This is a genomic window from Bacteroides celer, from assembly GCF_002632415.2.
Lineage (GTDB): Bacteria > Bacteroidota > Bacteroidia > Bacteroidales > Bacteroidaceae > Bacteroides.
Genome location: NZ_CP178209.1, coordinates 1,408,325 through 1,434,291, shown reverse-complemented (window position 1 = coordinate 1,434,291; position 25,967 = coordinate 1,408,325). Strand labels below are relative to the sequence as shown.

20 protein-coding genes and 2 pseudogenes are annotated in these 25,967 nt (G+C 40.9%); 6 read left to right on the top strand and 16 right to left on the bottom strand.

All coding sequences use genetic code 11. The features are described from left to right. Positions 1-6: 6 nt before the first annotated feature. The 3 genes from CJF29_RS05330 to CJF29_RS05320 form a co-directional block, all read right to left on the bottom strand. The gene (locus tag CJF29_RS05330) at positions 7-3,249 is read right to left on the bottom strand and encodes a TonB-dependent receptor (protein WP_032849568.1); all 3,243 of its coding nucleotides are present in this window, start codon (positions 3,247-3,249) and stop codon (positions 7-9) included. A 226-nt stretch (positions 3,250-3,475) separates the two neighbouring features. Further along, entirely contained in the window at positions 3,476-4,471 is a 996-nt protein-coding gene (locus CJF29_RS05325; RefSeq protein ID WP_004326057.1) for a FecR family protein, read from the bottom strand. A 97-nt stretch (positions 4,472-4,568) separates the two neighbouring features. Beyond that, positions 4,569-5,135 carry an RNA polymerase sigma factor gene (locus tag CJF29_RS05320; RefSeq protein ID WP_004326058.1) on the bottom strand — a complete coding sequence of 189 codons (567 nt, stop codon included), beginning with the start codon at positions 5,133-5,135 and terminating at the stop codon, positions 4,569-4,571. 269 nt (positions 5,136-5,404) lie between these two features. On the opposite strand from CJF29_RS05320, the gene CJF29_RS05315 reads away from it, so the two are divergent. The 4 genes from CJF29_RS05315 to CJF29_RS05300 all read left to right on the top strand — a co-directional run bounded on the left by CJF29_RS05315 (position 5,405) and on the right by CJF29_RS05300 (position 11,166). Further along, positions 5,405-7,696 (top strand): NADP-dependent malic enzyme, encoded by a 2,292-nt coding sequence (locus tag CJF29_RS05315; RefSeq protein ID WP_099146369.1) that lies wholly within the window; start codon positions 5,405-5,407, stop codon positions 7,694-7,696. Beyond that, a complete protein-coding gene (locus CJF29_RS05310; protein WP_004297674.1) occupies positions 7,693-7,869 on the top strand; it encodes a hypothetical protein in 177 nt (58 codons plus the stop codon). The genes CJF29_RS05315 and CJF29_RS05310 overlap by 4 nt, the downstream gene beginning before the upstream one ends. 247 nt (positions 7,870-8,116) lie before the next feature. Continuing rightward, the gene (locus CJF29_RS05305) at positions 8,117-9,451 is read left to right on the top strand and encodes an NADP-specific glutamate dehydrogenase (RefSeq protein ID WP_074638512.1); all 1,335 of its coding nucleotides are present in this window, start codon (positions 8,117-8,119) and stop codon (positions 9,449-9,451) included. Between the two features lie 254 nt (positions 9,452-9,705). Next, complete coding sequence (locus CJF29_RS05300; protein WP_099146368.1) at positions 9,706-11,166, top strand: catalase; 1,461 nt, start codon at positions 9,706-9,708, stop codon at positions 11,164-11,166. Between the two features lie 1,218 nt (positions 11,167-12,384). Here the strand turns inward: CJF29_RS05300 and CJF29_RS05295 are convergent. The 9 genes and pseudogenes from CJF29_RS05295 to tnpC form a co-directional block, all read right to left on the bottom strand. Next, positions 12,385-13,512 carry a PCMD domain-containing protein gene (locus CJF29_RS05295; protein WP_176553120.1) on the bottom strand — a complete coding sequence of 376 codons (1,128 nt, stop codon included), beginning with the start codon at positions 13,510-13,512 and terminating at the stop codon, positions 12,385-12,387. Then, on the bottom strand, positions 13,502-14,155 hold the full coding sequence (locus tag CJF29_RS05290; protein WP_255299341.1) for a calycin-like domain-containing protein: 654 nt from the start codon (positions 14,153-14,155) through the stop codon (positions 13,502-13,504). The genes CJF29_RS05295 and CJF29_RS05290 overlap by 11 nt, the downstream gene beginning before the upstream one ends. 8 nt (positions 14,156-14,163) lie before the next feature. Then, entirely contained in the window at positions 14,164-14,400 is a 237-nt protein-coding gene (locus CJF29_RS05285) for a hypothetical protein (RefSeq protein WP_099146365.1), read from the bottom strand. A 312-nt stretch (positions 14,401-14,712) separates the two neighbouring features. Further along, positions 14,713-15,309, bottom strand: a complete 597-nt coding sequence (locus tag CJF29_RS05280) for a calycin-like domain-containing protein (protein ID WP_176553119.1) — start codon at positions 15,307-15,309, stop codon at positions 14,713-14,715. A 117-nt stretch (positions 15,310-15,426) separates the two neighbouring features. Further along, positions 15,427-15,657: pseudogene (locus tag CJF29_RS05275) on the bottom strand (IS66 family transposase); the annotation flags it as partial. A gap of 85 nt (positions 15,658-15,742) precedes the next feature. Then, complete coding sequence (ltrA, locus tag CJF29_RS05270; RefSeq protein ID WP_099147667.1) at positions 15,743-17,008, bottom strand: group II intron reverse transcriptase/maturase; 1,266 nt, start codon at positions 17,006-17,008, stop codon at positions 15,743-15,745. Between the two features lie 10 nt (positions 17,009-17,018). Further along, positions 17,019-17,372, bottom strand: a complete 354-nt coding sequence (locus CJF29_RS05265; RefSeq protein ID WP_141561043.1) for a hypothetical protein — start codon at positions 17,370-17,372, stop codon at positions 17,019-17,021. Next, positions 17,372-17,743 carry a hypothetical protein gene (locus CJF29_RS05260; protein WP_413544526.1) on the bottom strand — a complete coding sequence of 124 codons (372 nt, stop codon included), beginning with the start codon at positions 17,741-17,743 and terminating at the stop codon, positions 17,372-17,374. The genes CJF29_RS05265 and CJF29_RS05260 overlap by 1 nt, the downstream gene beginning before the upstream one ends. 120 nt (positions 17,744-17,863) lie before the next feature. Continuing rightward, complete coding sequence (gene tnpC / locus CJF29_RS05255; protein WP_229112578.1) at positions 17,864-19,276, bottom strand: IS66 family transposase; 1,413 nt, start codon at positions 19,274-19,276, stop codon at positions 17,864-17,866. Positions 19,277-19,450: 174 nt separating this feature from the next. On the opposite strand from tnpC, the gene istA reads away from it, so the two are divergent. Both istA and istB read left to right on the top strand, forming a co-directional pair. Then, a complete protein-coding gene (gene istA / locus CJF29_RS05250) occupies positions 19,451-21,046 on the top strand; it encodes an IS21 family transposase (protein WP_369689161.1) in 1,596 nt (531 codons plus the stop codon). Positions 21,047-21,058: 12 nt separating this feature from the next. Then, positions 21,059-21,829 (top strand): IS21-like element helper ATPase IstB, encoded by a 771-nt coding sequence (gene istB / locus CJF29_RS05245; protein ID WP_004322674.1) that lies wholly within the window; start codon positions 21,059-21,061, stop codon positions 21,827-21,829. Between the two features lie 79 nt (positions 21,830-21,908). Here the strand turns inward: istB and CJF29_RS05240 are convergent. From CJF29_RS05240 to CJF29_RS05225, 4 genes and pseudogenes are all read right to left on the bottom strand, one after another. Beyond that, positions 21,909-23,369 (bottom strand): annotated as a pseudogene (locus CJF29_RS05240) (IS66 family transposase); the annotation flags it as partial. Positions 23,370-23,441: 72 nt separating this feature from the next. After that, entirely contained in the window at positions 23,442-23,777 is a 336-nt protein-coding gene (gene tnpB / locus CJF29_RS05235; protein ID WP_099147663.1) for an IS66 family insertion sequence element accessory protein TnpB, read from the bottom strand. After that, the gene (locus CJF29_RS05230) at positions 23,771-24,124 is read right to left on the bottom strand and encodes a hypothetical protein (RefSeq protein ID WP_099147662.1); all 354 of its coding nucleotides are present in this window, start codon (positions 24,122-24,124) and stop codon (positions 23,771-23,773) included. The genes tnpB and CJF29_RS05230 overlap by 7 nt, the downstream gene beginning before the upstream one ends. Before the next feature lie 250 nt (positions 24,125-24,374). Then, positions 24,375-25,967, bottom strand: a complete 1,593-nt coding sequence (locus CJF29_RS05225) for a PCMD domain-containing protein (RefSeq protein WP_074638717.1) — start codon at positions 25,965-25,967, stop codon at positions 24,375-24,377.

Sequence of the window (25,967 nt, the reverse complement as noted above, 5' to 3'; positions counted from 1 at the left end):
CAGCTATTAAAATTCAACATTCAAACCAAAAATTACCGCCCTCGATTGAGGATAAGTACCATAGTCCACTCCTTGAGCAACGGAGTCTCCGCCAAAAGCATTTACTTCAGGATCGTATCCTTTGTATTTTGTCAGTGTGAAGAGATTCTGTCCGGTGACGTAAGCCTGCAATCTGGACAGATGTATCTTATTCAACCATTTCTTAGGAAAATTATAGGATAAAGTGACTGTTTTCAGGCGCAGGTAAGATCCATCTTCTACAAAACGGGAGGAGTTATGATTATTCTCTGTATTACCAACGCGGGGGACATTGGTAATCATACCCGGTCGTTTCCAACGATCCAACACACGAACCGACTGGTTTCTAAAGTCTGTCATGCCTTCCATATCAATACGCGATGCATTAAAAATCTTATTGCCCTGACTTCCCTGCAAGAATACAGACAGGTCGAAACCGGCATACGAAAATGTATTCGTCATACCGTAAATGAACTTGGGCTGGGCATTTCCCAAAGTAGTGCGATCTTCCGGATCGATAAAACCGTTACCATTCAAGTCACGATAGATAATATCTCCGGTTTCCGGATCAACGCCTTCTGATATATAACCAAAGAATGTGCCTAACGGAAGACCTTCTTTCAGGATGACGGCTTTCTCCTTGGATTCGTACATTTCAGCATAATAATAAACTTTATTCAAACCGAGCTTCGTCAGCTTATTCCGGTTGAAAGATATATTAAAATCGGTATTCCACTGAAAGTTACCTTTAAAATTCTGGGAAGAAAGAGTGAACTCCATACCTTTATTCACCATCTCACCGTCGTTTCTTGTCACACTGCTCGGCACCACATTCTCCGGCAGGCTGACTGTCAATAGTAAATCGGTGGTCTTTTTGTAGTAAGCATCAACCGAGAAGGATAAGCGGGAATCAAACATGGTCAGGTCGAGTCCCAGATTCCATTGGCTTGTTTTTTCCCAGGTCAGTTCTTTATTGGCTGCCGAGCCGGGTTTAATGGCAAGTCCCGGATATAAGTTTCCCTCCGAAACGGGCAGTTTACTGACGCTCATGGAAGCCATGTAAGCGTAGTTTCCAAAACCGCCTTGGTTACCATTCATACCCCATCCGGCACGTAATTTCAAGTCGGTAACAATGTCTTGCAAAGGTTGCATGAACTTTTCGCCTGAAATTCTCCAACCTGCAGAAACAGAAGGGAAAGTACCCCAACGATGTCCCGGGGCAAAACGAGAAGAACCGTCTGCACGGAAGTTAACTGTCAGCAAATAACGACTGTCGTAATTGTAGGCTACACGACCCAGAAAAGAGGCCAGCGTCCATGCGGAAGCAGAAGAACCGCAAGCATCCTTATCCAGTTGATTGGCGGCACTGATGGAATGAATATCGGGATAAGACTCTGCCAGGTCGAAACCTGCCATCCACGAACCGTTATATTGTGCACGCTGCTGGGTAGCCCCTCCCAAAATAGAAAGGTTATGTTTGTTGAATGAACAATCATAGGTCAGCAAATTTTCAAAAAGCCATTCGAAGTTTCGTGAGAAACTCTCTTCCACACGCCCTTTTGTACCCCGTCCGTCCGAAGTTGAAATCGGGTCCAGATAGTAGTCCCAATGTTCATTGGTCAGTTCAATGCCAAAAGTGGTTTTAAACTTCAGTCCTTTGAGTATGTCAACCGTGAAGCCGAGTGAGCCATTTATATGGTCTGTATTCGTGTTACTGTCTGCGGCATTGGCAGCCAGCGGATTCAGAATACGTGCACCGTAAGCCTGTTCATCATATTCGTTCGGATCATACGGATTCCGCTTCTGCATAAACGGAGGAGTATTCACAACGGATAAGATGGAACCGGCACGCAAAGAACTACGGCTTTCGTTCACCCATTGTCCGCCTGTATGCGAATATGCAAAATTGAGTGCCATCTTTAGCCATTTGGTCTGCTCACTATCCAGGTTTGCACGGAAATTATACCGATTGAAATGTGCTTTTTCCACGATACCCTGTTCGTCGGAATAACCTCCGGAAACAAAATATTGCAGTTTCTCGGTTCCATTTGCCACAGACAACTGATAATTCTGATTGACACCCGTACCGAAGAATAAATCAGTCCAGTCCACATAGCGCGTTTCACTTTCGGGGATATTGGGGGCAACATCCGAAACTGCTTTCAAGTCTTTCATCAAGTCTTTATATTGTTCTGTATTCAACGCATCTATTTTTTTCCCTAATTTAGAGAAACCCACATAAGCACTCATTTTCACTTGTGGTGCACCGATCTTTCCTCTTTTAGTCGTAATCAACACTACTCCGTTTGCCGCACGTGCTCCGTAAATAGCTGCCGATGAGGCATCTTTCAGAATTTGCATGCTTTCAATATCATTCGGACTGATATTCGAAATGTCATCCGACGGCAAACCGTCCACCACATACAACGGTTCATTGGATGCCTGTACCGAAGTGGCTCCTCTCACCCGGATTGTCACTCCGGAACCCGGCATACCCGACGGCTGCACAACCTGAATACCGGCTGCCTTTCCCTGAATAGCCTGTGCAGCTGTCATAATCGGACGTTCTTCAATATCTGCCGTGGAAACGACAGATACCGCAGTCGTAATATCTTTCCGTTTCATAAAACCGTATCCCACTACGACTACCTCTTCCAGTACCTGCGAATCTTCGCTCAATGACACATTGTATATGTTCTGCTTATTGACCGTATGAGATTGGGAAACATAACCGATATAGGAGAAACTGATTTTTGCCCCCACAGGAGCTTCCAAAGAGAAACGACCGTCTATATCGGTAGCGGTTCCAATATTCTCTCCCTCCACTCTCACTGTGACACCAATCAAGGGTTCTCCCCTCCGGTCGGCCACAACACCGGTGATTGTTTTCTTATCGCCTTTCTGGGGGGCGTTCTGTTCACTTTTCAGAGTAAGCACCACTTGCTTACCCGATTCTATTTTATAACTAATAGATGATCCTTTGAAAACTTTTTCTAAAACCGCATCAATACTTTCATTACTCACTGTCAATGAAATTTTTTGATCTAATCCGGGAAGCTTATCCGTATAAAAAAAGCTGTAATCAGCCTTCTTTTCAATCACTCGTATCGTCTGGCGTATCGTCTGATTCTTCACAGAGAAAGTGATCTGCGCACTTGCCTCTTGAGACACAAACAACAAGATACAACTGAACATAACAAGCCTGAATATGATATGTAATTGTTTTCTCATTAGTAATTAGCTTTAAATTCTTTAAAATATAAGTCTGAAAATTAGACTTTTTATTATCTTTGTAAAATCGTGAAGCAAAAAGGATTCCCTTTCCCTTATCCGCATAAGGAAAATTTCTTTTTTACTATCATGTATAAACCGTATTTGATTTCGGGGTGGAATTATGCTGCTACATAATTCTACCCTCTTTATTTTATTATGAGGTGTCTTCCATAAATCGTCCTTTTTAGTTAATACTACTTCCTATTCTCACCGTATCTCCTTCTAACTCATAGGTTAAAGGATAAGTAAGGCTTATAATGTAAAATACATTATGCAAGCTACTGTTCCGGATGGTTCCGGAAAATAGCACGTTCTTCAGTTTCTCGGAGTCAAACACGACTTTCACTCCGTACATCCGCTCCAGCGTAGTCGCGATCTCCGCTAAAGAGGATGAATTAAAAATCAACATATTGTTCCGCCAAAAGTCGATTTCACGCATATCCGAGATTACAGATTTAGTAAATGTCTGCTTGCTCTTATGGTATTCTACCTTTTCCCCGGGTTTCAACAAGGTTACGTCCGTTTTATTAGAAACCTTGACGCTTCCTTCTGCCAGCAGTGTTGTGACAGAATGATCGTCACAATAGCCTTTCACATCAAAGGTGGTTCCCAACGCTTCTATCTCCAGATCATTGCAGCAGACGATAAAACGTTTATCTTTGTTTTTCGCCACTTCGAAATAGGCTTCTCCGTCCAAATAGATTTTCCGGTCGGATTTGTTGTACTCCGCATCATAAGAAAGATGAGTAGCCGAATTTAACCAGACTTTCGTTCCATCGGGCAAAGTCAGATTCGCTTTCTGTCCATAATCGACAGCCACCATGAAAGGGTCCTGTGACACCTTATTCATGTGTTCTACCCCAAAGTAAGTGGCCAGTCCCAAACAAACCGGTAATAAGATAGTGGCTGCCACCTTATATATAATAGGTTGCCAGCGCCGTTTCTTCGGAGATAGTATCTTGGGCTCATCCAGATTCCTCTGCAGATGGTTCCACATTTCTTCTTCCACTGTCTTATCGATTTCGACGGCTGCTTCTTTCCACATTTGCTCGCAAAGCAGATTAAACTCATTACGAATTCCGGGTTTACGAATCCATTCAATAAGTATCCTTCTTTCTTCAGAAGAGGCCTCCTTTTTGAAGAATTTTTCCAATAGTACTATGTAATCGTGTTGCTCCATAATTTTCCTGTTCTATTTATACTAGTCTTGAGAGACAGAAAAGGACTACAGAGAAATCGAAATAGTTCAGATATTAACTTTTATTAAAACTTCTATATTAGATATCATGTAAGAAGAGAGAGACTGAAAAGGTAATTATTCCCAGTTTGTCACGCAAGAAATCCAAAGAACGGTGTACCTGTGTGGCAACAGTCTTTTCCGAGATATTCAACTGGTCGGCTATCTCACGATAGTTCAACCCTGATTTCCAGTAAAGCATAAAAACTTCCCGGCGCGCAGGAGGCAGTTCTTCTAAAAGTTTCAGGATATATTCTTCCAAAAACAAATAATCCAGTTCTTCATCTATCTCTACGGATTCGTCAGATGACTCATTCGCAAGCCTGTCTACATAATTTTGAAGCAGGAGTTCGCGTCTTACATAATGATATACCATGTTTTGGGATATTTTAAAAAGATAGCCGTCAAAATTCCCTTCCAGATCGATATTAAGCCGCTTCTCCCAGATATGGAGAAAAATATCTTGTGTGATATCTTTCGCCACCCCGGCATTGCTCACCATAGAAAGGACAAAATTATAAATGCGAGCATTGTATCCACGATACAATGCCTCAAAAGCATTTTTATTTCCTTCTTTCAATAATTGAAGTTGCTGGGTGGTAATCATTATAAAATAAGGTTAAATCATATATCGATTCAAAAATAGCGAAATAACTAAAGCCGATAACCAAAGCACTTGTTAAAATTTCAATAAATCAATATCATAGCATTTAAAAGGGAATAGAATACAAAAACACATCCTTGACATATCATATCATAAATTCAGCCATTTTGCTATAAAATTAATAGAAATTATTAATCAACAGCTACAATTTCGAACTTTTATTCCTACATTTGCGGTCAAATGATAACTTATTAACAAATTTCATAAATACCATGGCTAAAATAACGAAAGAAGCCGCTTTGCTCTATCATTCACAGGGCAAACCCGGTAAGATTGAGGTAGTGCCTACCAAACCTTACAGTACACAAACCGACTTATCACTCGCATATTCTCCCGGTGTAGCAGAACCTTGTCTCGAAATTGAGAAGAATCCGCAAGATGCGTATAAATATACGGCTAAAGGTAATCTGGTAGCCGTTATTTCCAACGGTACAGCCGTACTCGGACTGGGTGATATAGGTGCATTGAGCGGTAAACCTGTAATGGAAGGTAAAGGTCTGCTTTTCAAAATTTACGCGGGCATCGACGTTTTCGACATCGAAGTGGATGAAAAAGATCCGGAGAAATTTATTGCTGCAGTAAAGGCTATTGCTCCTACTTTCGGAGGTATCAACCTGGAAGACATCAAAGCTCCCGAATGTTTTGAAATCGAACGTCGCCTGAAAGAAGAACTGGATATACCTGTCATGCACGACGATCAGCACGGTACTGCTATTATCTCCAGTGCCGGTTTGGTGAATGCCCTGCAAGTGGCCGGAAAGAAAATCGAAGATGTAAAAATCGTTGTGAACGGTGCAGGTGCATCTGCCGTATCTTGTACTAAATTGTATGTGTCACTGGGTGCACGTCTCGAAAACATCGTCATGCTGGATAGTAAAGGTGTTATCAGCAAAGCACGCACGGATCTGAACGAACAAAAAAGATATTTTGCAACCGACCGCACGGATATTCATACGCTGGAAGAAGCAATCAAAGGTGCAGATGTATTCCTCGGCCTGTCGAAAGGAAATGTGTTAAGCCAGGATATGGTGCGCAGCATGGCTCCGATGCCGATTGTGTTCGCATTGGCTAACCCGACACCGGAAATCTCTTACGAAGATGCCATGGCAGCACGTCCTGACGTACTGATGGCTACCGGACGTTCCGACTATCCGAACCAGATTAATAATGTAATCGGTTTCCCGTATATCTTCCGCGGTGCTTTGGATACTCACGCTAAAGCTATCAACGAAGAAATGAAGATTGCAGCCGTACACGCTATCGCTAACCTGGCAAAACAGCCGGTACCCGATGTAGTCAATGCGGCATACCACGTGAACAACCTTTCTTTCGGTGCAGAATACTTTATCCCGAAACCGGTAGATCCACGCCTCATCACTGAAGTTTCCTGTGCAGTGGCAAAAGCTGCTATGGAAAGCGGAGTGGCTCGCACAGAAATCAAAGACTGGGATGCTTACTGTGTTCACCTGCGCGAATTGATGGGTTATGAATCCAAACTGACCCGTCAGCTGTATGATACAGCCCGCCGTTCACCGCAACGTGTCGTATTTGCCGAAGGTATCCATCCAAATATGCTGAAAGCTGCCGTTGAAGCGAAAGCCGAAGGTATCTGTCATCCTATCTTATTAGGAAACGACGAAGCTATTGGAAAACTGGCAGAAGAAATGGATCTTAGCCTGGAAGGTATTGAAATCGTCAATCTCCGTCACCCGGACGAATCGGACCGCCGCGAACGTTACTCACGCATTCTTGCAGAAAAACGTGCACGCGAAGGCTTTACTTATGAAGAAGCCAACGATAAGATGTTCGAACGCAACTACTTCGGTATGATGATGGTGGAAACAGGAGATGCGGATGCTTTCATCACCGGACTTTATACAAGATATAGCAATACGATCAAAGTGGCCAAAGAAGTAATCGGTATCCAACCGGGCTTCAAACACTTCGGAACAATGCATATCCTGAACTCCAAGAAAGGTACTTACTTCCTGGCAGACACACTGATTAACCGCCACCCGGATACGGAAACATTGATTGACATCGCTAAACTGTCTGATAAAACAGTTCGTTTCTTCAATCACACGCCGGTTATTTCCATGTTGTCATACTCCAACTTCGGTGCTGATACCGCAGGTAGCCCTGTGAAAGTGCACGAAGCTGTTGCCCATATGCAGGAAGAATATCCGGAACTGGCTATCGACGGTGAAATGCAGGTTAACTTTGCCATGAACCGCGAATTGCGTGATACCAAATATCCGTTTACCCGCCTGAAAGGCAAAGATGTAAATACATTGATTTTCCCGAATTTGAGTTCAGCAAACGCCGGTTACAAGCTATTGCAGGCAATGGACCCGGATACGGAATTCATCGGCCCTATCCAGATGGGATTGAACAAACCTATTCATTTCACCGATTTCGAAAGCTCTGTCCGCGACATTGTCAATATCACAGCTGTAGCCGTGATCGACGCCATCGTTGACAAAAAGAAAAGAGGAGGTAAATGAAACGTCCGTTATCCAAATCACAAATAGTTTGCATCAGCCTGCTTTGGTTGGCGCTTTGCTATCTAGTTCTGACAAAAGCCGAACGAATTGACGGGATGACGGTGGTAATGCTTGGCATTTCGGCAGCATTAGTATTTATTCCTGTCTATAAGTCGATCAAAAAGAACAAATAAATATCTTTTTTCCTATTTTTAATGCGATAAAATATCAAATTTGATGTTTTATCGCATTTTTCTTTATAAAATGTTTGCTAGTTCAATTTTTATCTTTACTTTTGCAACCGAAAATAAATATCCGATGTACCCATACGCAGATGTGCAAATCTGCTATATAGCACAAAAGCACATAGTCAAACGGTATATTAGCAAATTGTCAAATTAGCACTTTATTTATATCAACCAATTAAAGAAAAAAAAGATTATGAATGCAGCAAAGGTATTAGACGATCTGAAAAGAAGATTTCCCAATGAACCGGAGTATCATCAAGCAGTAGAAGAAGTACTTTCTACTATTGAAGAAGAATACAACAAACATCCGGAGTTTGATAAAGTAAACTTGATCGAACGTTTGTGTATTCCTGATAGAGTATTCCAGTTCCGTGTGACTTGGATGGACGATAAAGGTAATATTCAGACCAATATGGGTTACCGTGTTCAGCATAACAACGCAATCGGCCCTTACAAAGGCGGTATCCGTTTCCACGCATCTGTGAACCTTTCTATCTTGAAGTTCCTTGCCTTTGAACAAACATTCAAAAACTCACTGACTACTTTGCCAATGGGTGGTGGTAAAGGTGGTTCCGACTTCTCTCCTCGTGGAAAGTCAAATGCTGAAGTAATGCGTTTCGTACAGGCATTCATGCTGGAACTGTGGCGTCACATCGGTCCTGAAACTGACGTTCCTGCTGGTGACATCGGTGTTGGTGGCCGCGAAGTAGGTTTCATGTTCGGTATGTACAAAAAACTGGCTCATGAATTTACCGGAACATTCACAGGTAAAGGCCGCGAATTCGGTGGTTCACTGATTCGTCCGGAAGCTACCGGTTACGGTAACATCTACTTCCTGATGGAAATGTTGAAGAAACAGGGCACTGACTTGAAAGGTAAAGTTTGTCTGGTTTCTGGTTCTGGTAACGTTGCTCAATATACAATCGAAAAAGTAATCGAACTGGGTGGTAAAGTAGTTACTTGCTCTGACTCTGACGGTTATATCTATGATCCGGACGGTATCGACCGCGAAAAACTGGATTATATCATGGAACTGAAAAATCTGTACCGTGGCCGTATCCGTGAATACGCAGAAAAATATGGTTGCAAATATGTAGAAGGAGCTAAACCTTGGGGTGAAAAATGTGATATTGCTCTTCCTTCTGCTACTCAAAATGAATTGAACGGTGACCACGCTCGTCAGTTGGTAGCAAACGGTTGTATCGCTGTATCTGAAGGTGCTAACATGCCTTCTACTCCAGAAGCTATCAAAGTATTCCAGGATGCAAAAATCCTTTACGCTCCGGGTAAAGCTGCTAACGCTGGTGGTGTATCAGTATCAGGTCTTGAAATGACTCAAAACTCTATCAAATTAAGCTGGAGCGCTGAAGAAGTAGACGAAAAGCTGAAAAGCATCATGAAGAATATCCACGAAGCTTGCGTTCAGTATGGTACAGAAGCTGACGGATACGTAAACTATGTGAAGGGTGCTAACGTAGCCGGATTCATGAAGGTTGCTAAAGCAATGATGGCACAAGGTATCGTATAATCAGCAAAGGATATATAAGCTATAGTTTATTTAAAAGCTCCCGCCTTCCGAAAGGAAGTGCGGGAGTTTTTTATGCAATAAAAAATAACAGGTAATATATACACAATTCATAGTTATTCTCTATCTTTAGATAGAAATTTTCTGTTTGACAAGTGAGCAAAAGAGAGCTATCTTTGTTACATATTATAAACCCCGGATGAAAGAATAAAAAGGCACAGTCTGCTTATACTTGTATCCGACTAAAAAATCTATTTATGGAAAAGAAAAAACTAACAGCTGCGAACGGCCGTCCTATCGCCGACAATCAGAACTCGCAAACCGCAGGTCAACGCGGACCTGTAATGTTACAAGACCCCTGGCTTATTGAAAAACTTGCCCATTTTGATCGTGAAGTGATTCCGGAAAGACGTATGCACGCTAAAGGTTCAGGAGCTTACGGTACTTTTACCGTTACTCATGACATTACAAAATATACCCGTGCAGCTATTTTTAGTAAAGTCGGAAAGCAAACAGAATGTTTTGTCCGTTTCTCCACTGTAGCCGGAGAGCGTGGAGCTGCTGATGCAGAACGTGACATCCGAGGTTTCGCCATGAAATTTTATACGGAAGAAGGTAACTGGGATTTGGTGGGTAACAACACTCCTGTATTCTTCTTACGTGATCCGCTTAAATTTCCGGATTTGAACCATGCCATCAAGCGAGATCCGAAAACGAATATGCGTAGCCCGAACAGCAACTGGGATTTCTGGACACTTTTGCCGGAAGCTCTGCATCAGGTTACCATCACCATGAGTCCTCGCGGTATTCCTTATACATATCGCCACATGCACGGTTTCGGCAGTCACACCTATAGTTTTATCAATGCAGAAAATCAACGTATCTGGGTTAAATTCCATCTTCGCACCTTGCAAGGCATCAAGAATCTGACTGACCAAGAAGCAGAAGCTATTGTTGCCAAAGACCGTGAATCTCATCAACGCGACCTCTTCGAGAGTATCGAAAAGGGTGACTATCCCAAATGGTTGTTCCAAATTCAGTTAATGACGGAGGAAGAAGCGGACAACTACCGCATCAACCCGTTTGACCTGACTAAAGTGTGGCCGCACAAAGATTTCCCTCTGCAAGATGTCGGCATCCTTGAACTGAACCGTAACCCGGAAAATTATTTTGCTGAAGTGGAACAAGCTGCTTTCAACCCGATGAATATTGTAGACGGTATCGGTCTGTCTCCCGACAAAATGTTACAAGGTCGTTTATTCTCTTATGGCGATGCACAACGTTATCGTCTAGGAGTGAATGCAGAACAAATTCCGGTCAACAAACCTCGTTGTCCTTTCCACGCCTATCATCGTGACGGTGCTATGCGCGTAGACGGTAATTACGGTGCTACCAAAGGATATGAACCGAACAGTTACGGCGAATGGCAGGATTCTCCTGACATGAAAGAACCGCCACTCAAAGTTACCGGTGAAGTTTACAACTATAATGAACGGGAATATGACGACGATTATTATAGCCAACCGGGCGACTTATTCCGATTGATGCCGGCTGAAGAACAACAATTATTGTTCGAAAACACAGCTCGTGCCATGGGAGACTCCGAACTATTTATCAAACAACGTCATACGCGTAATTGTTACAAAGCTGATCCGGCATACGGAACAGGAGTTGCCAAAGCGTTGGGAATTGATTTGCAAGAGGCTTTGAAAGAGTAAAGAAATAAAAAAATAGTTTATTAGAGGAATGTGTCAAAACCCTTATTTCGTTGAAAAAAGGCGTTCTTGACACATTCTCTTTTTATAAATTCTCTATCTCCTTTTCCGGTAATCCTGTGCTCTGCATGATTATTTCCGTGAGATGCTCTTCGTAGGCACATTGCTCAACAGGTGACAGACTAAAGTAAGTCAGCTTCTGCTGTGCTTCCAATCATATCACAAACCGCAACTTTATTCATTGCTCATTTTACTCATTTGTATTCATGATTTAAGCAAAACCGTCTGATAGCTTTGGGTAATACATTGTGATTTGTACCCCTTTTATTGTCAATCTGTCAGGATGGCACCCAAGTATCTGAATATCAGTTTTATATATCCTGACAATAGATGCTGACAATAGGCTGATAATAAAATATATATACTCCTATTGTCAACCTTGATTTTTTATCAGGTAGCTTGTTGTGAGGTTAATAAAGTGAGACTTTATAATGAGAGATGCCGGTACGGTTGCGTTGAGAAGCCTGTATAGTTGCGCTGAGATGTCGGTATTGTTCCATTAAAGTGTCGACATTGCTAACTTCCCACGGCCGTGACAAGATCTTCCCACGGCCGTGGTAGGAACTCTTCACGGCTGTGGGAAGAAGCTACCACGGCCGTGGTGAATTAGCTATATCGGCATCCCGATCGACAAATAGTTACTGTATGATGGAAGTATAACGGTTGTATAACGATTGTTTAATGGGGATTTGTCACAAAAGCTAAGTAGAACCGGATGGATAAGCTTACTATCGGAGTGATGTGAATACCATCGGGATGTTGTTATTGTTCATTTCCGCACCGTTTTGAATAAAATAATGGAGTATTCTGAAAACGTTGTGGTAAATCTGAAAAAGACGATTGAGTTTTTAAGATTCCCCGTTATCTTTTTATTATAAGATATGGGTCAAGGGTGAGGGATGGTGAGGGTAGATTTATAACTTTCGTATTTTTTTTATAGATAAAAAAGGAGATAGTATAGAAAATAATAAAATAAAAGGTTATAAATCTACCCTCACCATCCCTCACCCTTGACCTATTCACTAGCGCACCGTTTAACTCGTTTCTGAACAGTTATGAGGAAATTATAAATAGTAGTTTGTTTTCAAGTACTGATAGATAAAAAAATAGCAGGAACAATTATATTCCTGCTTATTTCTATTTATCATTGACGACAGAATTCTAGAAAGATACTTTCAAATCATCAATATATAATACACTATCCGGTGCACCGGAGAACTTATCTCCGTCTTTACTTGAAGAGCACACAATAGCTAGCTTATATTTATTTGAAGCATTCCATGATTTACCATCTTTCCATTCAAACGATACATTAAATGTAGTCCACTCTGCTTTCTCACCAGCATCCTTTACAGAAGCAATCGCTACTATTTTTTCAGACGTCAACAAATTTGTTCCATCTAAATAATCAGCCATATAATCCGATACTTCATACAATACCGCATTCATAGCCGGGGCATCTGTTTTTGACTCATCCAAGTTTGCGACATTAGCTTTTTTCGGATCTGGACATACATAATATTTTTCTCCGGCTGTATATTTATAAACTCCAGAGAATGCTTTCGGCTCTTTATCACAAGGCTGTCCGAAACGTGTACTCTTTAAGGTGTTAGAAATTTCCGTAATAAATACCCCATTAAACAAAGAACCGGAAGTAACATACGGAACCATTGCCAAGGCTGAACCACTTGAATTAAGTGTTGTCAACTTAGCTGCTTTACCTGAATAACCTGCTGCTTCTTCATGTACAGCATAAGGTTTTGTTTTATCATATTTAGTAAAAAGACTCATTGATTTTAAATATTCAACTCCTGGATTCGAAGTTGTCCACCCGCCAACCGGTTCATAATACTTCATATGTTCATCATCAGTATTATTCTTCAATTCCCATTGTTCCAAATCGGTTGCAAAATTCAAAATACCGCAAGATATAATATATTCTTCTCCAGTTGTCTTGCCTTCGCTGTAATCTTTCTCTGAAACAATATTTATTCTTTGCGTCTTAGAACAATCAATGGCACCTCCGTCATAAAGTTCACCATTATAAAACACCTTTGCACCATCTGAAACAACTAACTTCGGCACAATTTTCAATTGTTCTGCCTGTGCATCCGGTTTTGCATAAAGAATAATCCAGTTGCCTCCCATTGAAGAAGTAACAATAGAAGGTTTATAAGCAAGTACATCTTCATTGATGGTTACACTCAAAAGTTCTTTCTCTGTCTTTAATACACCAGAAACAAATGTATAATTTACATTATATGTTTCTGACTTTATATTAATTTTCAACGTCATTTCTTTGTCGCTGCTGATAGAACCTGAAATTGTATACTCGGTTTCTATTAGCAACTGCGGTTGTGGTTCCTTTATACTCTCCAATAGTGAAAGAGCCGTCTGCCTGCTTTTCGATAGCCACTTCATCAGCCTTCAAACCCTGATATTTATAAGCACTCGCCGAAAACCCAGGTTTTACAGGGAAAGACACACTAAATGATGAAAGACTAATTTTATTATAACCTTTGGCCACCATAGTGATCCCTTTAGAAGGTTCAGTCAATTCAAATCCTTCACCTGTGTAGTCACAAGTAAAACCATTCTCCGTACGTGGATACCAACCTGCAAATACTGTTGAATAATCAGCATCATCCGCTTCCGTACTAATACGGGTACCCGTAACTTTCACTTCAATATTCATTGTAGTAGACGGATCTTCTGGCATATGTTGAACCACATTTATTGTCATATTGACTTTCTCTGCAACCACATTTCCTGATACGGTAATGTCCAATGTACCTAAATCTGCATGTTGTATTGTGGTCTTAGTTTCCTGCAATACTACTTGAGAAGCATCACCTTCCAAAACAACACCACCAACTATAATATCCCCTACAGTTAAAGGAGCACCAGCTATATCTATCGCAAAATTACGCAAAGACACCGTTACTTTGTTCTCGTCTTCCGATTTAACAAATATTCTTTGAGAAATTGGGCACTTTCTATCAAATCCACTCCTTCCAAGAAGACTTTCAACTGACTATTATAAGTTCCTACCACATAACTATTAAGTCCAAGTCCTTCTCCTCCATCGTTACCGTTTTTATCATCATCACTACAAGATGTAAACAATGCCACTGTACACAATACAGTAAACAAGTAATAAAATAAATTCTTTCTCATTTTTTAATTCTACTTTTAATTAATAAAAGCAAATACGTGATATTCCCATCACACAGATGCCTGAATTTTACAGGCGCAAAGTAACTATTATTTTCAGATCCCCACAAGGTCTATATTTCTTGTTTCTGTTCCATTTTTAAAGAAATACACCTAAAATAGGCTATAAAAAAGCATAAATTCCCGCTGATTATTAAATAGAAATATTCTCTTTTTAATAATCAGCGGGAATCTACAGTTCCAATCTCACACATTGATATATCAATACAGCCTACTTACAGGCTGTTCATTTATGACACTCAATGTTCTATTGTTTTATTGTTTCACACCAGTATATTGAACATTTACATCCATAAACTTTTCGCCTCCAGACATACTTACCCCTACAACGATCGGCAGACTCAAATTCTTACCACCCACTGTTGCATCAGCTATGTCAACTGTACAATCGACAGGTAGCTCGGAAGTTTCAGTTATTGGAACTTTTATTCCTTTCAATTCCGTTGCACCACTAAAAGTATATTTACCATCTTTCTGGGTCAAAGCACATTTCTCTACTTTTAAATCGCCCAAGCTTACTGGTATAGATGCTTCTCCTATAGATACACTCAAAATAAAATCTTTGATAACTACATTTACTGCGTCATCGCCATTCTTTACCAGAGATAAAGATTTGGTTTCATTGGCTACTTCCTGCCCCATCAACTTAACAACTAAATTACCATTATACGTACCAGCTACCTTTTCAGAGGCAACAGTAGTATCATCGTCATCATCGTCACTACAAGACATTAAAAAACTCATTGAGCCAATTAACATTGCAAACAAATAAAATGAAATTCTTTTCATAACATTCTCTTTTAATTTAAAAAAACTTCTCACTTCTAAAGAAGATAAAACAATATCTTCCATGTTTTTTCTCAAAACATAGGTGCAAAGTAACTGTAAGCACTCAATTAAGGGCATACCCTTTAATTTGGGCACTGTTGAAGTGCCCAAACTGAGTTTCGTTAAAAAATCGTTTTCAATTTAGCATTCACTTGTAGACAAAGAAATCTTACCGGGTACCATATTAACATAGTCCCTGCACCCGTTAAAGATTTTTTTGAAGAAAGTTCCGATAAAATTCCAAACGGAACTACCGTGAAGCTTCACTGTACTAATTACACTATGGTAGGTTGCCGCCATCTCAGCACCGGCATCACTGCCGTAGTGCAGGGAATTGTTTCGCTGAGTAGTCAGCTTTCGGATGGTTCGCTGTCGAGTAGACCAAGGGAATTTCACCCTCAGCCTCTCTCGGAACCGTACGTGAAAGTCTCCCTTCATACGGCTCTTCGCATTCAAATCATTTCTTTTGACGTGCATAGGGTACATATCCTACTTGCCAATGATAAAACAGATTGGGTTCTTTCTGAGCTATATAGGCTAACCAATAATGAGCAGATATGACACCTCGACGACGAAGTCTTTTATATTTCGTCTTTGCCCAATAAGCAATAGAGCGATTCAGATGGCACATAACTTTCCAAAATTCTGTTTTACCAAATTTCTCATAATAGTTTATCCATCCTCTTACGACATCATTAATATATGCTGCCACAAATCGTAGACTTCGATTATGGAGACGTTTGAGATTCCATGATTTTATTGTTTCATGTATTCTGCTTACCGATTTCTTGCTTATAGCAGGCAAATAACTTGTGAATAAGACGTTGTTGCGTTTATCTTTTGCTGCTCTTGATCTAAAAGTAAAGCCTAAATAATCAAAAGAAGTACAATGATAGTGCTTTGATGAACGACTGCTCATTTTACAGAATACTATTTTTGTCTTTTCCTCATTAAATTTCAATTTACATTCAGTAAAGCGTTCTCCAAGCCTTTCCTTTATGTATTCAGCTTGAGCCAATGTACTGCAATGACAAACACAATCATCAGCATATCTCTCAAAAGGTATGTGAGGATATTTATAAGACATCCATTTATCAAAGGTATAGTGTAGGAACAGGTTTGCTAAAATTGGACCTATGACTGAACCCTGCGGTACTCCCATGTCCCTCTTTACAATTTCTCCATCACTTCTCTGATAAGGGACAGTCAACCAACGTTTTATATAGAGAAGTATCCATTTTATATTGATATGCTTCTCCACCGCTTTCATTAATAAGCCATGGTCGATTGTATCAAAGAATTTGGATATATCTATATCTAAAACCCATGCATACTTCCAACACCGTCTTTCTGCCTTGGCTATGGCATCATGAGCAGAGCGATGCGGACGATAACCAAATGAATCTTCATGAAAACAGGGTTCGATGAGAGGCTCAATTACATTAACAACAGCCATTTGTGCAATACGGTCTTCAATAGTGGGAATCCCTAAAGGTCTTTTACCACCATTTGATTTCGGTATTTCTACAAGTTTTACTGCTTTAGGCATATAACTGCCGGAGCTCATGCGATTCCATAGACGATAAAGGTTGGAACCTAGGTTTTGCTCATAAGTGGTCATCTCTATACCATCAATGCCTGAACTACCTCTATTAAACTTTACTTTCTTAAAGGATTCAAAGATTATTCTTTTGTCTATTTGAAATGGTTTTGCTTCTTGCATTGTGTCCTCCTTAGTTTATCAAGTTGCACAATACAGTCCGCTGAATACGTTTCCCCCTTCGCTCCCTTCTCATTACAAGAACTTCAACACTACTACGGAGAAATCCGCCACAAATTGAGACTTTGATACTTTCTGCCTTACGTGTCATGCGTCTTTGGCATTTTCTCTTGACATTCTCAATCTGCTTCTCACGTTCCATCAAAGAGCCTATATAATGGTCTTGCCGCCTACACACCGTACACCAAAGGGACAGTAAACAGGTAACCTCCCTTCTTATCATAGAGCGTAGCAGAAGCCCTATTTCTGATGTAATCTGATAACAATAACGATGCTTCATCAACGGTTCATTTACATTCAACTCCATTATACATACCTTACCATATCTTCTGACTTATTACACACAACGTTCACCACTTTTTGATTGCTCAAAACGCAGCTTGTGATGGTTTGCAACCTGTTCCTGTAAACCGATTGCGAGGGACCTACCCTCATCTCTTTGATAGTTGCAGACAAAATTTCCATGATACCAGCCAATAGCATCATGTTATAATGCCCTCGTGACACACCAGCCAGATTATTATCTATGGGGAATTCCCCGGCTTTTAAATAGGCAAAGATCTCATCCCAAAAGTGATTCAGATAGTTTAAGGCTTCCGTGTAATATTGACTCCGGTATTCTGAATCGGTGGCCAACTCACCGTCTAAACGACTACGGATCTGTAAATAATAACCCAAAAGTAGTCCACCATAATAATTGAAAAGTATACCACTAGGTTAGTAAATGGAGTCTGTTTTTTACTATTTCCCTATCGTAATTACAGTAACTACTCAGGTATAAAGTCATATTGATACTTCTCACTGTTCAAGAACAGCAAGAATAGCCTTGTATTTAGAATTTCCGTTTTTCTTAGCGGTTTCAGCAACGGAGTGGACGTTCATAAAAGTGTTAGCCCCTTTTTCTGTACGAAAACATCCGCTGACTTTTTGCTTTACCTTTATTTTTCGAATACCTCTTTCGCTGGCATTATTATCATAAGGAACATCTGGGTTTTGCAGGAAGGTAAAAAGATAATCCTTACATTTGAAGAGACCATTTTTGAACTTCTGGAAATCCTCATGCAGATGTGCTACGCTTTCATTTAGCAATCGGTCCAATCTGTCTTTTATAGTGGTTATTGGTATTACTTCAAAGCTTGTAGTCTTACGGATGTGTATCGCCTCTCTAAGAAGTGTACTCACTTTTTTAGACCAGTTCTGCTTAGGGTCAAGTTCAGTAAGGTATTGAATGTTCCTTAACAGATGTGCAATGCATACCTGATGATTCTTTACTTCCATATTGAAATAGCTACCATGTCGATCTGTGACTAATACAGCATTGGGCAATCCATCAGGAAAATGGTTGTTTATAGCCTTCATTCCTCTGGACTTGTCTTGGTATACATAGGTTAACTGATCCGTTTGGAATATCCATGCCCAATTAAGTGCACTATTGACATATAGTCCCGTTTCATCAGCGCCAACAACTGTGGATTCGGCTATGCGCCTGCGAATTTGGTCACAAACAGTTTTTGATTTAGTCCCTATTTTAGTAAGCATGTTCCGCACTGTACCTTGACTAATAGACAAAGAGAAAATTTCTTTGAGTATTTCACAGATACGTTCAAATGAAACACATTGAACATGGCTAAGAAAAGACACCAGAGACTGAATAGTCTTGCCGTATGAAATCCGTTTACTACATTCTTTGGGGAGCGGGCATTTATTAATGTGGCCGCAAGAACAAGTCACATCAAAAGAGCGATGTTCTTTTACTTGGGGACGGGGTAAAGGTATATCAACCACTTGGGAGACTCCGCTACAAATAGACTCAGCCCCAGTCAAAGAACTGCCGCAACATTCACAATAGTCAGATTTATGTTCTTCGATAAAATCAGGAGAAGTGCTCGTTTCTAAAGTAGAGCCGGGATGACCAAATTGACCACCGTTCTTACGGTCTGACTTCTTGCGCAAAGACTGTGTCCGACGGAGGACTTTGGCAGGAAGCGATTCTTGGGAAGGAGGAATACTACTATTATGACTATCCTTATCAGGTCCTTCATATTTGGATAAACGTTTCTTTAATACATGAATCTCTTTATCCTTCTGATCAATAATACGATAAAGACGGCTAATATCAGCACCTTGCTCAGATATAGTTTGCTCCATCGAAGAGAATTTCTCGTTCATCTCCGATAAGAACTTAGATATGTCTGTTACCTGCTCAATCATTGAATGCAAAAGTAATATCTAGGGGATAATAGAGAAAGGGGATTGGCATAAAGTTATCAGATACATTTCAACAGGTAAGAGAGTTTGGATTACTTTTTCAATTTTCAGGAAAAGATACCTGAGTAGTTACTTCCTTTGTGGTTCAACCAATAAGGAAGTATAAACATGATAACCATGGTGGATAAACAAACCATAATTCATTTGTATAGAAGTCGTGGGCTCAGCAAACGTGCCATTGCCCGCGAACTGGACATCAGCCGTAAAACGGTACATAAGGTAATCCAGGAGTATGAGAGTACATTGTCTTCTGATACTCCTTCAGTAAGTTTAGAGACAATTTTGACTACTGCGCCCCGGTATGATAGCTCTAAACGTAGCCGTAGAGTAATCACAGGACAGGTACAATCCATTATAGATGATTGCTTAGCTAAAAATGCCAGCAAACGTGCCAGTGGTCTAAAGAAGCAATGTATGTTAAAGAAGGATATTCACAATCTTCTTCTTTCACGAGGATTCTCAGTCAGCTATCCGAGCGTATGCAAGTATATCACGGGGATTGATACTCAAAAGTCCCGTAAACGGGAAGAGGCTTTTATCCGGCAGTACTATATCCCGGGAGAGAACTGCGAGTTCGACTGGGGAGAGGTAAAACTCCGCATACATGGTAAGCTTCAGCGTTTCTTTCTGGCTGTGTTTACTTTTAGTCACAGCAATGGGCGTTATGCCTATCTGTTCCGTCATCAGAATACGCTGGCCTTTATGGAATCACACCGTAATTTCTTCCGCCAGGTCAAGGGAGTTCCCTATGTCATGGTATATGACAATATGCGTGTGGCGGTCAAGGACTTCGTAGGGACAGATAAGACTCCCACGGAGGCTTTGAGCCGTATGTGCGCCTTTTACCGGTTTGATTTCCGCTTTTGCAACGCACGTGCCGGATGGGAAAAAGGACATGTGGAACGTAGCGTGGAGTATGTCAGGCGCAAGGCGTTCTGTATGAAGATGGATTTCGACTCGGTAGAAGAAGCCGGCAAACACCTGCAAGAGGTATGTGAAGGACTTAACACACAAGCCGGAAGTATCTCCACCTTGGACAAGGTAGAGTCGCTCGCGGCTGATCTGGCAGCCTTGCAGCCACATATAAACGAGATGGGATGCTTTCAAATGGAGGATTATAAAGTTGATAAGTGGTCTACTATCTGTATGAAGAACATCCATTACTCCGTTCCCGACACATTAGTGGGGAAAACGGTTTCTGTCAAGATATACAGCGAGAAGGTTGTTATCTTCCATGGGCAGGTGAAGGTGGCAGCGCATGAACGTGTGTATGGCGTGGCAGACTGGAAAATACAGTTGGAGCATTACGCTCGTACCCTGCTGCGCAAGCCGGGGGCGGTACAAGGATCGTTGGCACTCATGCAGATGCCCGCTAAGATACAGGAACTCTTCCAGATACATTTCCAGGATAATGGAAGGGACTTTGTTCTGTTAATACAGTATGCCGCAGAGAATGGATTTACAGACAAGGATATCATACGTTCCTATGAGGCTTTGAGACTGCGTGGAGTACACAAGGTATCGGCAGACCAGATTAAAGCCTTTATGCACGCTAATAATGAGCCGCAGGATGGAAATGGGGAAAATGTGCCTGCTCCGGAGCACCGACAGCAATCACGGCAGATAGAGGATGCGGCAATGGGGATCCTTGTGGACCTGACCAGGATGATGGACAGCACACAGGCTTTAACTCAAATAGATTCTTTAAACTAAAAAAATATTGTTATGGACTACTTGTCAGAAAAAGAAATGATTACAGACTATGCCAGAGAACTTAAAATAAATGTTCTACAGAACGAACTGGAGGACTTTATCACATTGGCAACGCAGGAGAACTGGGGATGCAGGACATTGATTGCACGCATACTGGAAAAGGAAATGGAAATAAGGGTAGAGAAACGAAGAAAACAACGGGTAAGGATAGCCGGATTCCCGCAGATGAAGTATTTGCAGGAGCTCATAAGAGAGGATTTGCCTAAAGACGCACAGATGGTCATACCTGAACTGGAAACACTTGAATTTGTTAAAGAAGGAAGAAACGTGGTGTTATATGGAAATCCGGGAACAGGAAAGACACATATAGCCACCGCATTGGGGATCAAGGCGTGCATGGAAGGATATACGGTCTTTTTTACATCTGTACCGCATCTGCTAACACAAATAAGGGAATGTAGGTCACAGAAGAGTCTAAGACAACTCGAACTCAGGTTTGAAAAGTATGATATGGTCATTTGTGATGAATTTGGATATGTAAGTTGTGATAAGGAAGGAGGAGAACTATTGTTTAACCACCTATCACTCAGAGCCGGGAAAAAAGCGACAATCATTACCACAAATCTATCTTTTGACAGATGGGGAGAAATTGTAAAAGATAAAGTTCTAGTCGCTGCAATGGTAGACAGACTAACCCATAAAGCACATCTGGTGAACATGAGCGGACAATCATATAGAGTTAAAGAAACACAAAACATGAGGAGATATGTATCACAAAAATAAAAGAATTATATCCTTTGCATAACGAAACTAGTGGACTACTTTTCAATTATTATCTGGTATACTTTTCGATTATTATATACAGACTACGGATCCTTATCAATATTTCTTTCGTTGCTAAACTTTGCCGCTCCTTCAATCGTTCTTCAGGAGTAAGACGGGCTTCATCATACTTACGCTCGTTTCTAAAAAGCTCTTTCAAATCCGCGGCAAATAAGGCCGCATGATCTTCTTTTCCTTGATTGGAAGCTTTGACGAATTTATTGCAGGCGTGAGACATACAAACCTGATGTACCGTAGCCTTGAATTGTGCTGATTTCAACTCATTGCCTATAAATACGTATGCATTGTAGCCGTCTGACATGATACTTTTCAACTCTGAATCTCCTAGAAAATCGGTAAGGACATCACGACTGCGAGAACCTTTTTCATAGAAGAAAATAGCAACCTTCTCGGACTTGTTTACGAGTACCCAGATATAACACTTCTTGTAGTGGTCATACTTGCGAACTTTGCACCACGTCTCATCACAGTTCACGATGGAATCCTTCTCTAATGCGACAGACTTCAAAACACAGACCAACTCATCCAAGTACGTCTTCCCCTTCTTCAACCAATTGCGTAAAGTATTGGGAGAGATGCTCATACCCATATCGGTAACCCATTGGTGAAGAAGACCGAAAGTCACATTCTTCACATAAACCTCATAAGCGATTGCCTGTAGGAATTCAGGAGTGCCCTTCGTTCCTTCAAACTTTGTAACAACCTCAGGATGACCTTCACATGGGAAATAGCCCCATTGGGGGTTCAGACCGGGAGCCGCATAATGAACCATTTCAAAACGTTCCTCGATCAGGCTGGTCTTCAAGCTAAACACCTGAACTGATTTCCTTTCGATTATACGTCCGGGGACTTTTGACAAATCTGAGGGATGGATAATCGGATCACCGGCCAACCCCATTCTGCTATACTCATCCGGGCGATGGGACAAGTCACGTTCCTGCTTGGGGGATTGAGGCACATCATGGGACAGGTTATTATCAACAGAGCCGGTACGGAGTGTACCGCGGGTTCCATCAAAACCTTCTTTTTCATCCTCACGGTCAGGAGCCGGGTTTTCCGGTTCACCGGATTGCATCTTTTTCCTGACCTTCTGCCGTCTATCGCCAAAACGTTCTTGTTTGGCATAGTCGAGTTGCTCTTGAAGTGTCTTTGCTTTACGCTCTGCGGTTTTTCGTTTTTTACGCTCCTCGGACAACTGATCCTTCAGTGCCTGCTGCTGCTCCAGCTGTGAACGTTGCAAAGCTTCAAATGAAGACATACGTTCTTCCAGAACCTTTTGTTTAGCAACGAAATCTTCAAGGACAAGCTCCATTGCTTTCTCCGTCAAAATATGTTCCTGGTTCTGCTCAGCCAAGTATTGAATATACCGGTCTTTTTGATCATCTGACATACCTTCACTATAATTTATAGGAGTACGTGAGTAGGTTTCCCTTTTCAACAACTCCTTTTTGGATTCTATGATATGTTGCAGTTCGATCATTCCAAAGCCTTTGATTTACAGACATAAAGGTACTAAAATAATCATAAAACCGCAAATATATAAACATGATAATTATCTGACTTTCAATATTTTAACTATCGGATTCTCTAATATCAAAACTACGTCTTTCCAGTCTATCCTATACACTTTATCAGCCCCTTTTCGTTCCACTTTCAGAAACTGATAGCCGGAGACAAACTTCTTTTCAAACAAACGGTATGAACGACTGTCAAAAGCAAACATTCGGACGATTCTACGGTTACGAGACATGACTATGAATACATCGCCATCACTTGGCTCTCTATGAAGCTGCTCACGAATGATAGACAACACACGACTGTGCTTGCAGCGCATATCTGTAAAGTCACGGACATAATAGAAATGATTCAGACCGGTAACACTCAACATAATCCCTCCAACTTCTCTACCATACGAACTAAGTCCTGATAGCTTAAATTCTTCTGAGTCAAATGAAGACCGTTACTTATGCGAATATCAATCCATATACGTATCGGATTAGGACTGAATTTGTTTGTTGATTGAGGTTCAACCGTTGGATTACCGTTATCCGAATCCGCCGGAAAACCTGAAACTTTCACTTCGACTACTTTCTTACGAGTGTCCTTATACCATTTTTCAAAAAGGTTATAAGGTACTTTATTCTTAACACAAAAAGATTGGAGAGATTCTCCATGAGGCAAAGCCTCCGTTTGGTACTGAAAGTAAAACCTTTCAAGATCTTCACTGCTATACATACTATTCATTTTTTGATTTGCAGCGAAGGTAGAGATTTTATTATTGAGCCTTTTTTTGAGTGCTTACAAAGTAACTATTATTTTCAGATATTTGCAAGGTCTATTTTTCTTGTTTCTGTTCTATTTTTAAAGAAATATACCCAAAAGGACTTATAACATACCATTTTACAAATTAAAATGATGATTTAAAAAAGGAAAGAGAGTTTATATCTCTGAACCCATTTATCTTCGTTATATGCTATAAAGCCAATCAGTTATCATAATCGTATTCCAGACTAAACTCATCCACATAAAGCACACTACCGGACGCTCCAGTAAAGAAATCACCATATTTGCTTGCAGAACATACCAGGACGATATAGGTTGGTTTTCTGTTCGTAGCCCTATATTCCAGTTTCAAGTCAAATTCCTTATACACGGCAACAGGAGTTCCCGATGTAAATTCAGCATAAGCAATCACATGCTTATCATTTTTATCAAACAATTTCCGGTTAGAAGGTTTGGTGCGTATTTCAATCGGACTATCCCAATCACCAATGGCAATATAGATCGAGCAGGTATCTGTCCTTCCTTTTAAATAATTATATTCAATGGAAGAGTTATCAATGACTCCGGGCTGGTACTTATAATATCCTTTCAGATGAGTAGGATAAGCAGAGAACGATTGCCCAAAGTTCAAGATACCATTTGTTCCGTCGGTTGCCACATATTTACCGACAAAGAGGTTACCGGCAGCTAATTTCCCGGCAGAACCTACTCCCACAAACTTAGACTCAAGCTTCGCAGCCATACCGGTTGTTTTACCCGACCATATATCTTCGGTAGGAACAGAGTTGCTGTCACCTAAGGTTGTAGCTCCCTGATTTCCGGTATCCCAGAAAGGAGTTTCATTACTTCCCCACGGGTTCCAGACTTTACCACTCTGATTCCAATTATCAAATGTACCACCTGTTAAAGGAATCGCAGCAGTCGTTCTAAAAGTAATCTCTTCACCACGATCTTCTGTTCCATCTACCAAAGCACGACATACATATTCCGTGTCCGCTTTCAAATGCGGAACACAAACATAGAAATTTACTCCATTCTGTACAACGATATCCTGATCTACCCTTGTCCATTCTTCTGATGAAGCTTCACGTATTTCAAAGCCGTTCACTACATCCTCCTGTCCTTCTCCATAAAGCCATGCTACATTAGTCCAGCCATCCGCCGAATTAGTAAAGACAACCTTATCCGTGATGAATGCGTACAAACTCCACTCTTCGGTTTTTCCTTTAAATGTCACATTTACTTTCTGCTCTTGTGTAAAGTCCTTCAAAGTGGTAAAGTCAGGCGAAACGGTAGAACTGATCGGCCCCAGCTTCAAATCTTTCACGGTTATTTTGTTGAGCATCGTATTTTTATTGACATAAACGATAGCTTGTCGAGCTTTTTCGTCAATCACGGCTCCTCCGACCTGATTCTTGACGCTAAATACGCGTTCGACGGTCTGGTTGGCTATAATCTTCCATCGATAATCCTGATACAAAGACAATACCACTTCTTTAGGAGAAGACAAATCAATCGTTGTATTCACCTTCAAATCCGTATTAGCCTCTTCCGAATAATCGAAACGGGTGACAATCACTTTCTTCAAATCCACAGAATCGAGCAAGTCTACTGTTACTGTACGTTCTTCATTATTAATGACTGCACTACCAATCTGTCCATTCACCTCAAAGCCGGTAATAGACAATCTGACAACAGGATACGGCAAATCGTTCTTGACGCATGATGAAAAAGCAAATGCAATGCAAATGCATATAATTAAGGATAAAAGTCTATTTCTGCCTTTACTTTTCAT

Excerpts from the sequence above, each read along its gene's own strand:
- CJF29_RS05325 (WP_004326057.1), bottom strand. The coding sequence starts at position 4,471 with ATGGAGCAACACGATTACATAGTACTATTGGAAAAATTCTTCAAAAAG.
- CJF29_RS05320 (WP_004326058.1), bottom strand. The coding sequence starts at position 5,135 with ATGATTACCACCCAGCAACTTCAATTATTGAAAGAAGGAAATAAAAAT.
- CJF29_RS05310 (WP_004297674.1), top strand. The coding sequence starts at position 7,693 with ATGAAACGTCCGTTATCCAAATCACAAATAGTTTGCATCAGCCTGCTT.
- CJF29_RS05230 (WP_099147662.1), bottom strand. The coding sequence starts at position 24,124 with ATGTATAGCAGTGAAGATCTTGAAAGGTTTTACTTTCAGTACCAAACG.
- CJF29_RS05265 (WP_141561043.1), bottom strand. The coding sequence starts at position 17,372 with ATGGAGTTGAATGTAAATGAACCGTTGATGAAGCATCGTTATTGTTAT.
- CJF29_RS05225 (WP_074638717.1), bottom strand. The coding sequence starts at position 25,967 with ATGAAAAGTAAAGGCAGAAATAGACTTTTATCCTTAATTATATGCATT.
- istA (WP_369689161.1), top strand. The coding sequence starts at position 19,451 with ATGGTGGATAAACAAACCATAATTCATTTGTATAGAAGTCGTGGGCTC.
- CJF29_RS05280 (WP_176553119.1), bottom strand. The coding sequence starts at position 15,309 with ATGGAAGATATTGTTTTATCTTCTTTAGAAGTGAGAAGTTTTTTTAAA.
- CJF29_RS05300 (WP_099146368.1), top strand. The coding sequence starts at position 9,706 with ATGGAAAAGAAAAAACTAACAGCTGCGAACGGCCGTCCTATCGCCGAC.
- CJF29_RS05285 (WP_099146365.1), bottom strand. The coding sequence starts at position 14,400 with ATGAGAAAGAATTTATTTTATTACTTGTTTACTGTATTGTGTACAGTG.
- CJF29_RS05330 (WP_032849568.1), bottom strand. The coding sequence starts at position 3,249 with ATGAGAAAACAATTACATATCATATTCAGGCTTGTTATGTTCAGTTGT.
- tnpC (WP_229112578.1), bottom strand. The coding sequence starts at position 19,276 with ATGATTGAGCAGGTAACAGACATATCTAAGTTCTTATCGGAGATGAAC.
- istB (WP_004322674.1), top strand. The coding sequence starts at position 21,059 with ATGGACTACTTGTCAGAAAAAGAAATGATTACAGACTATGCCAGAGAA.
- CJF29_RS05305 (WP_074638512.1), top strand. The coding sequence starts at position 8,117 with ATGAATGCAGCAAAGGTATTAGACGATCTGAAAAGAAGATTTCCCAAT.
- ltrA (WP_099147667.1), bottom strand. The coding sequence starts at position 17,008 with ATGCAAGAAGCAAAACCATTTCAAATAGACAAAAGAATAATCTTTGAA.
- tnpB (WP_099147663.1), bottom strand. The coding sequence starts at position 23,777 with ATGTTGAGTGTTACCGGTCTGAATCATTTCTATTATGTCCGTGACTTT.
- CJF29_RS05315 (WP_099146369.1), top strand. The coding sequence starts at position 5,405 with ATGGCTAAAATAACGAAAGAAGCCGCTTTGCTCTATCATTCACAGGGC.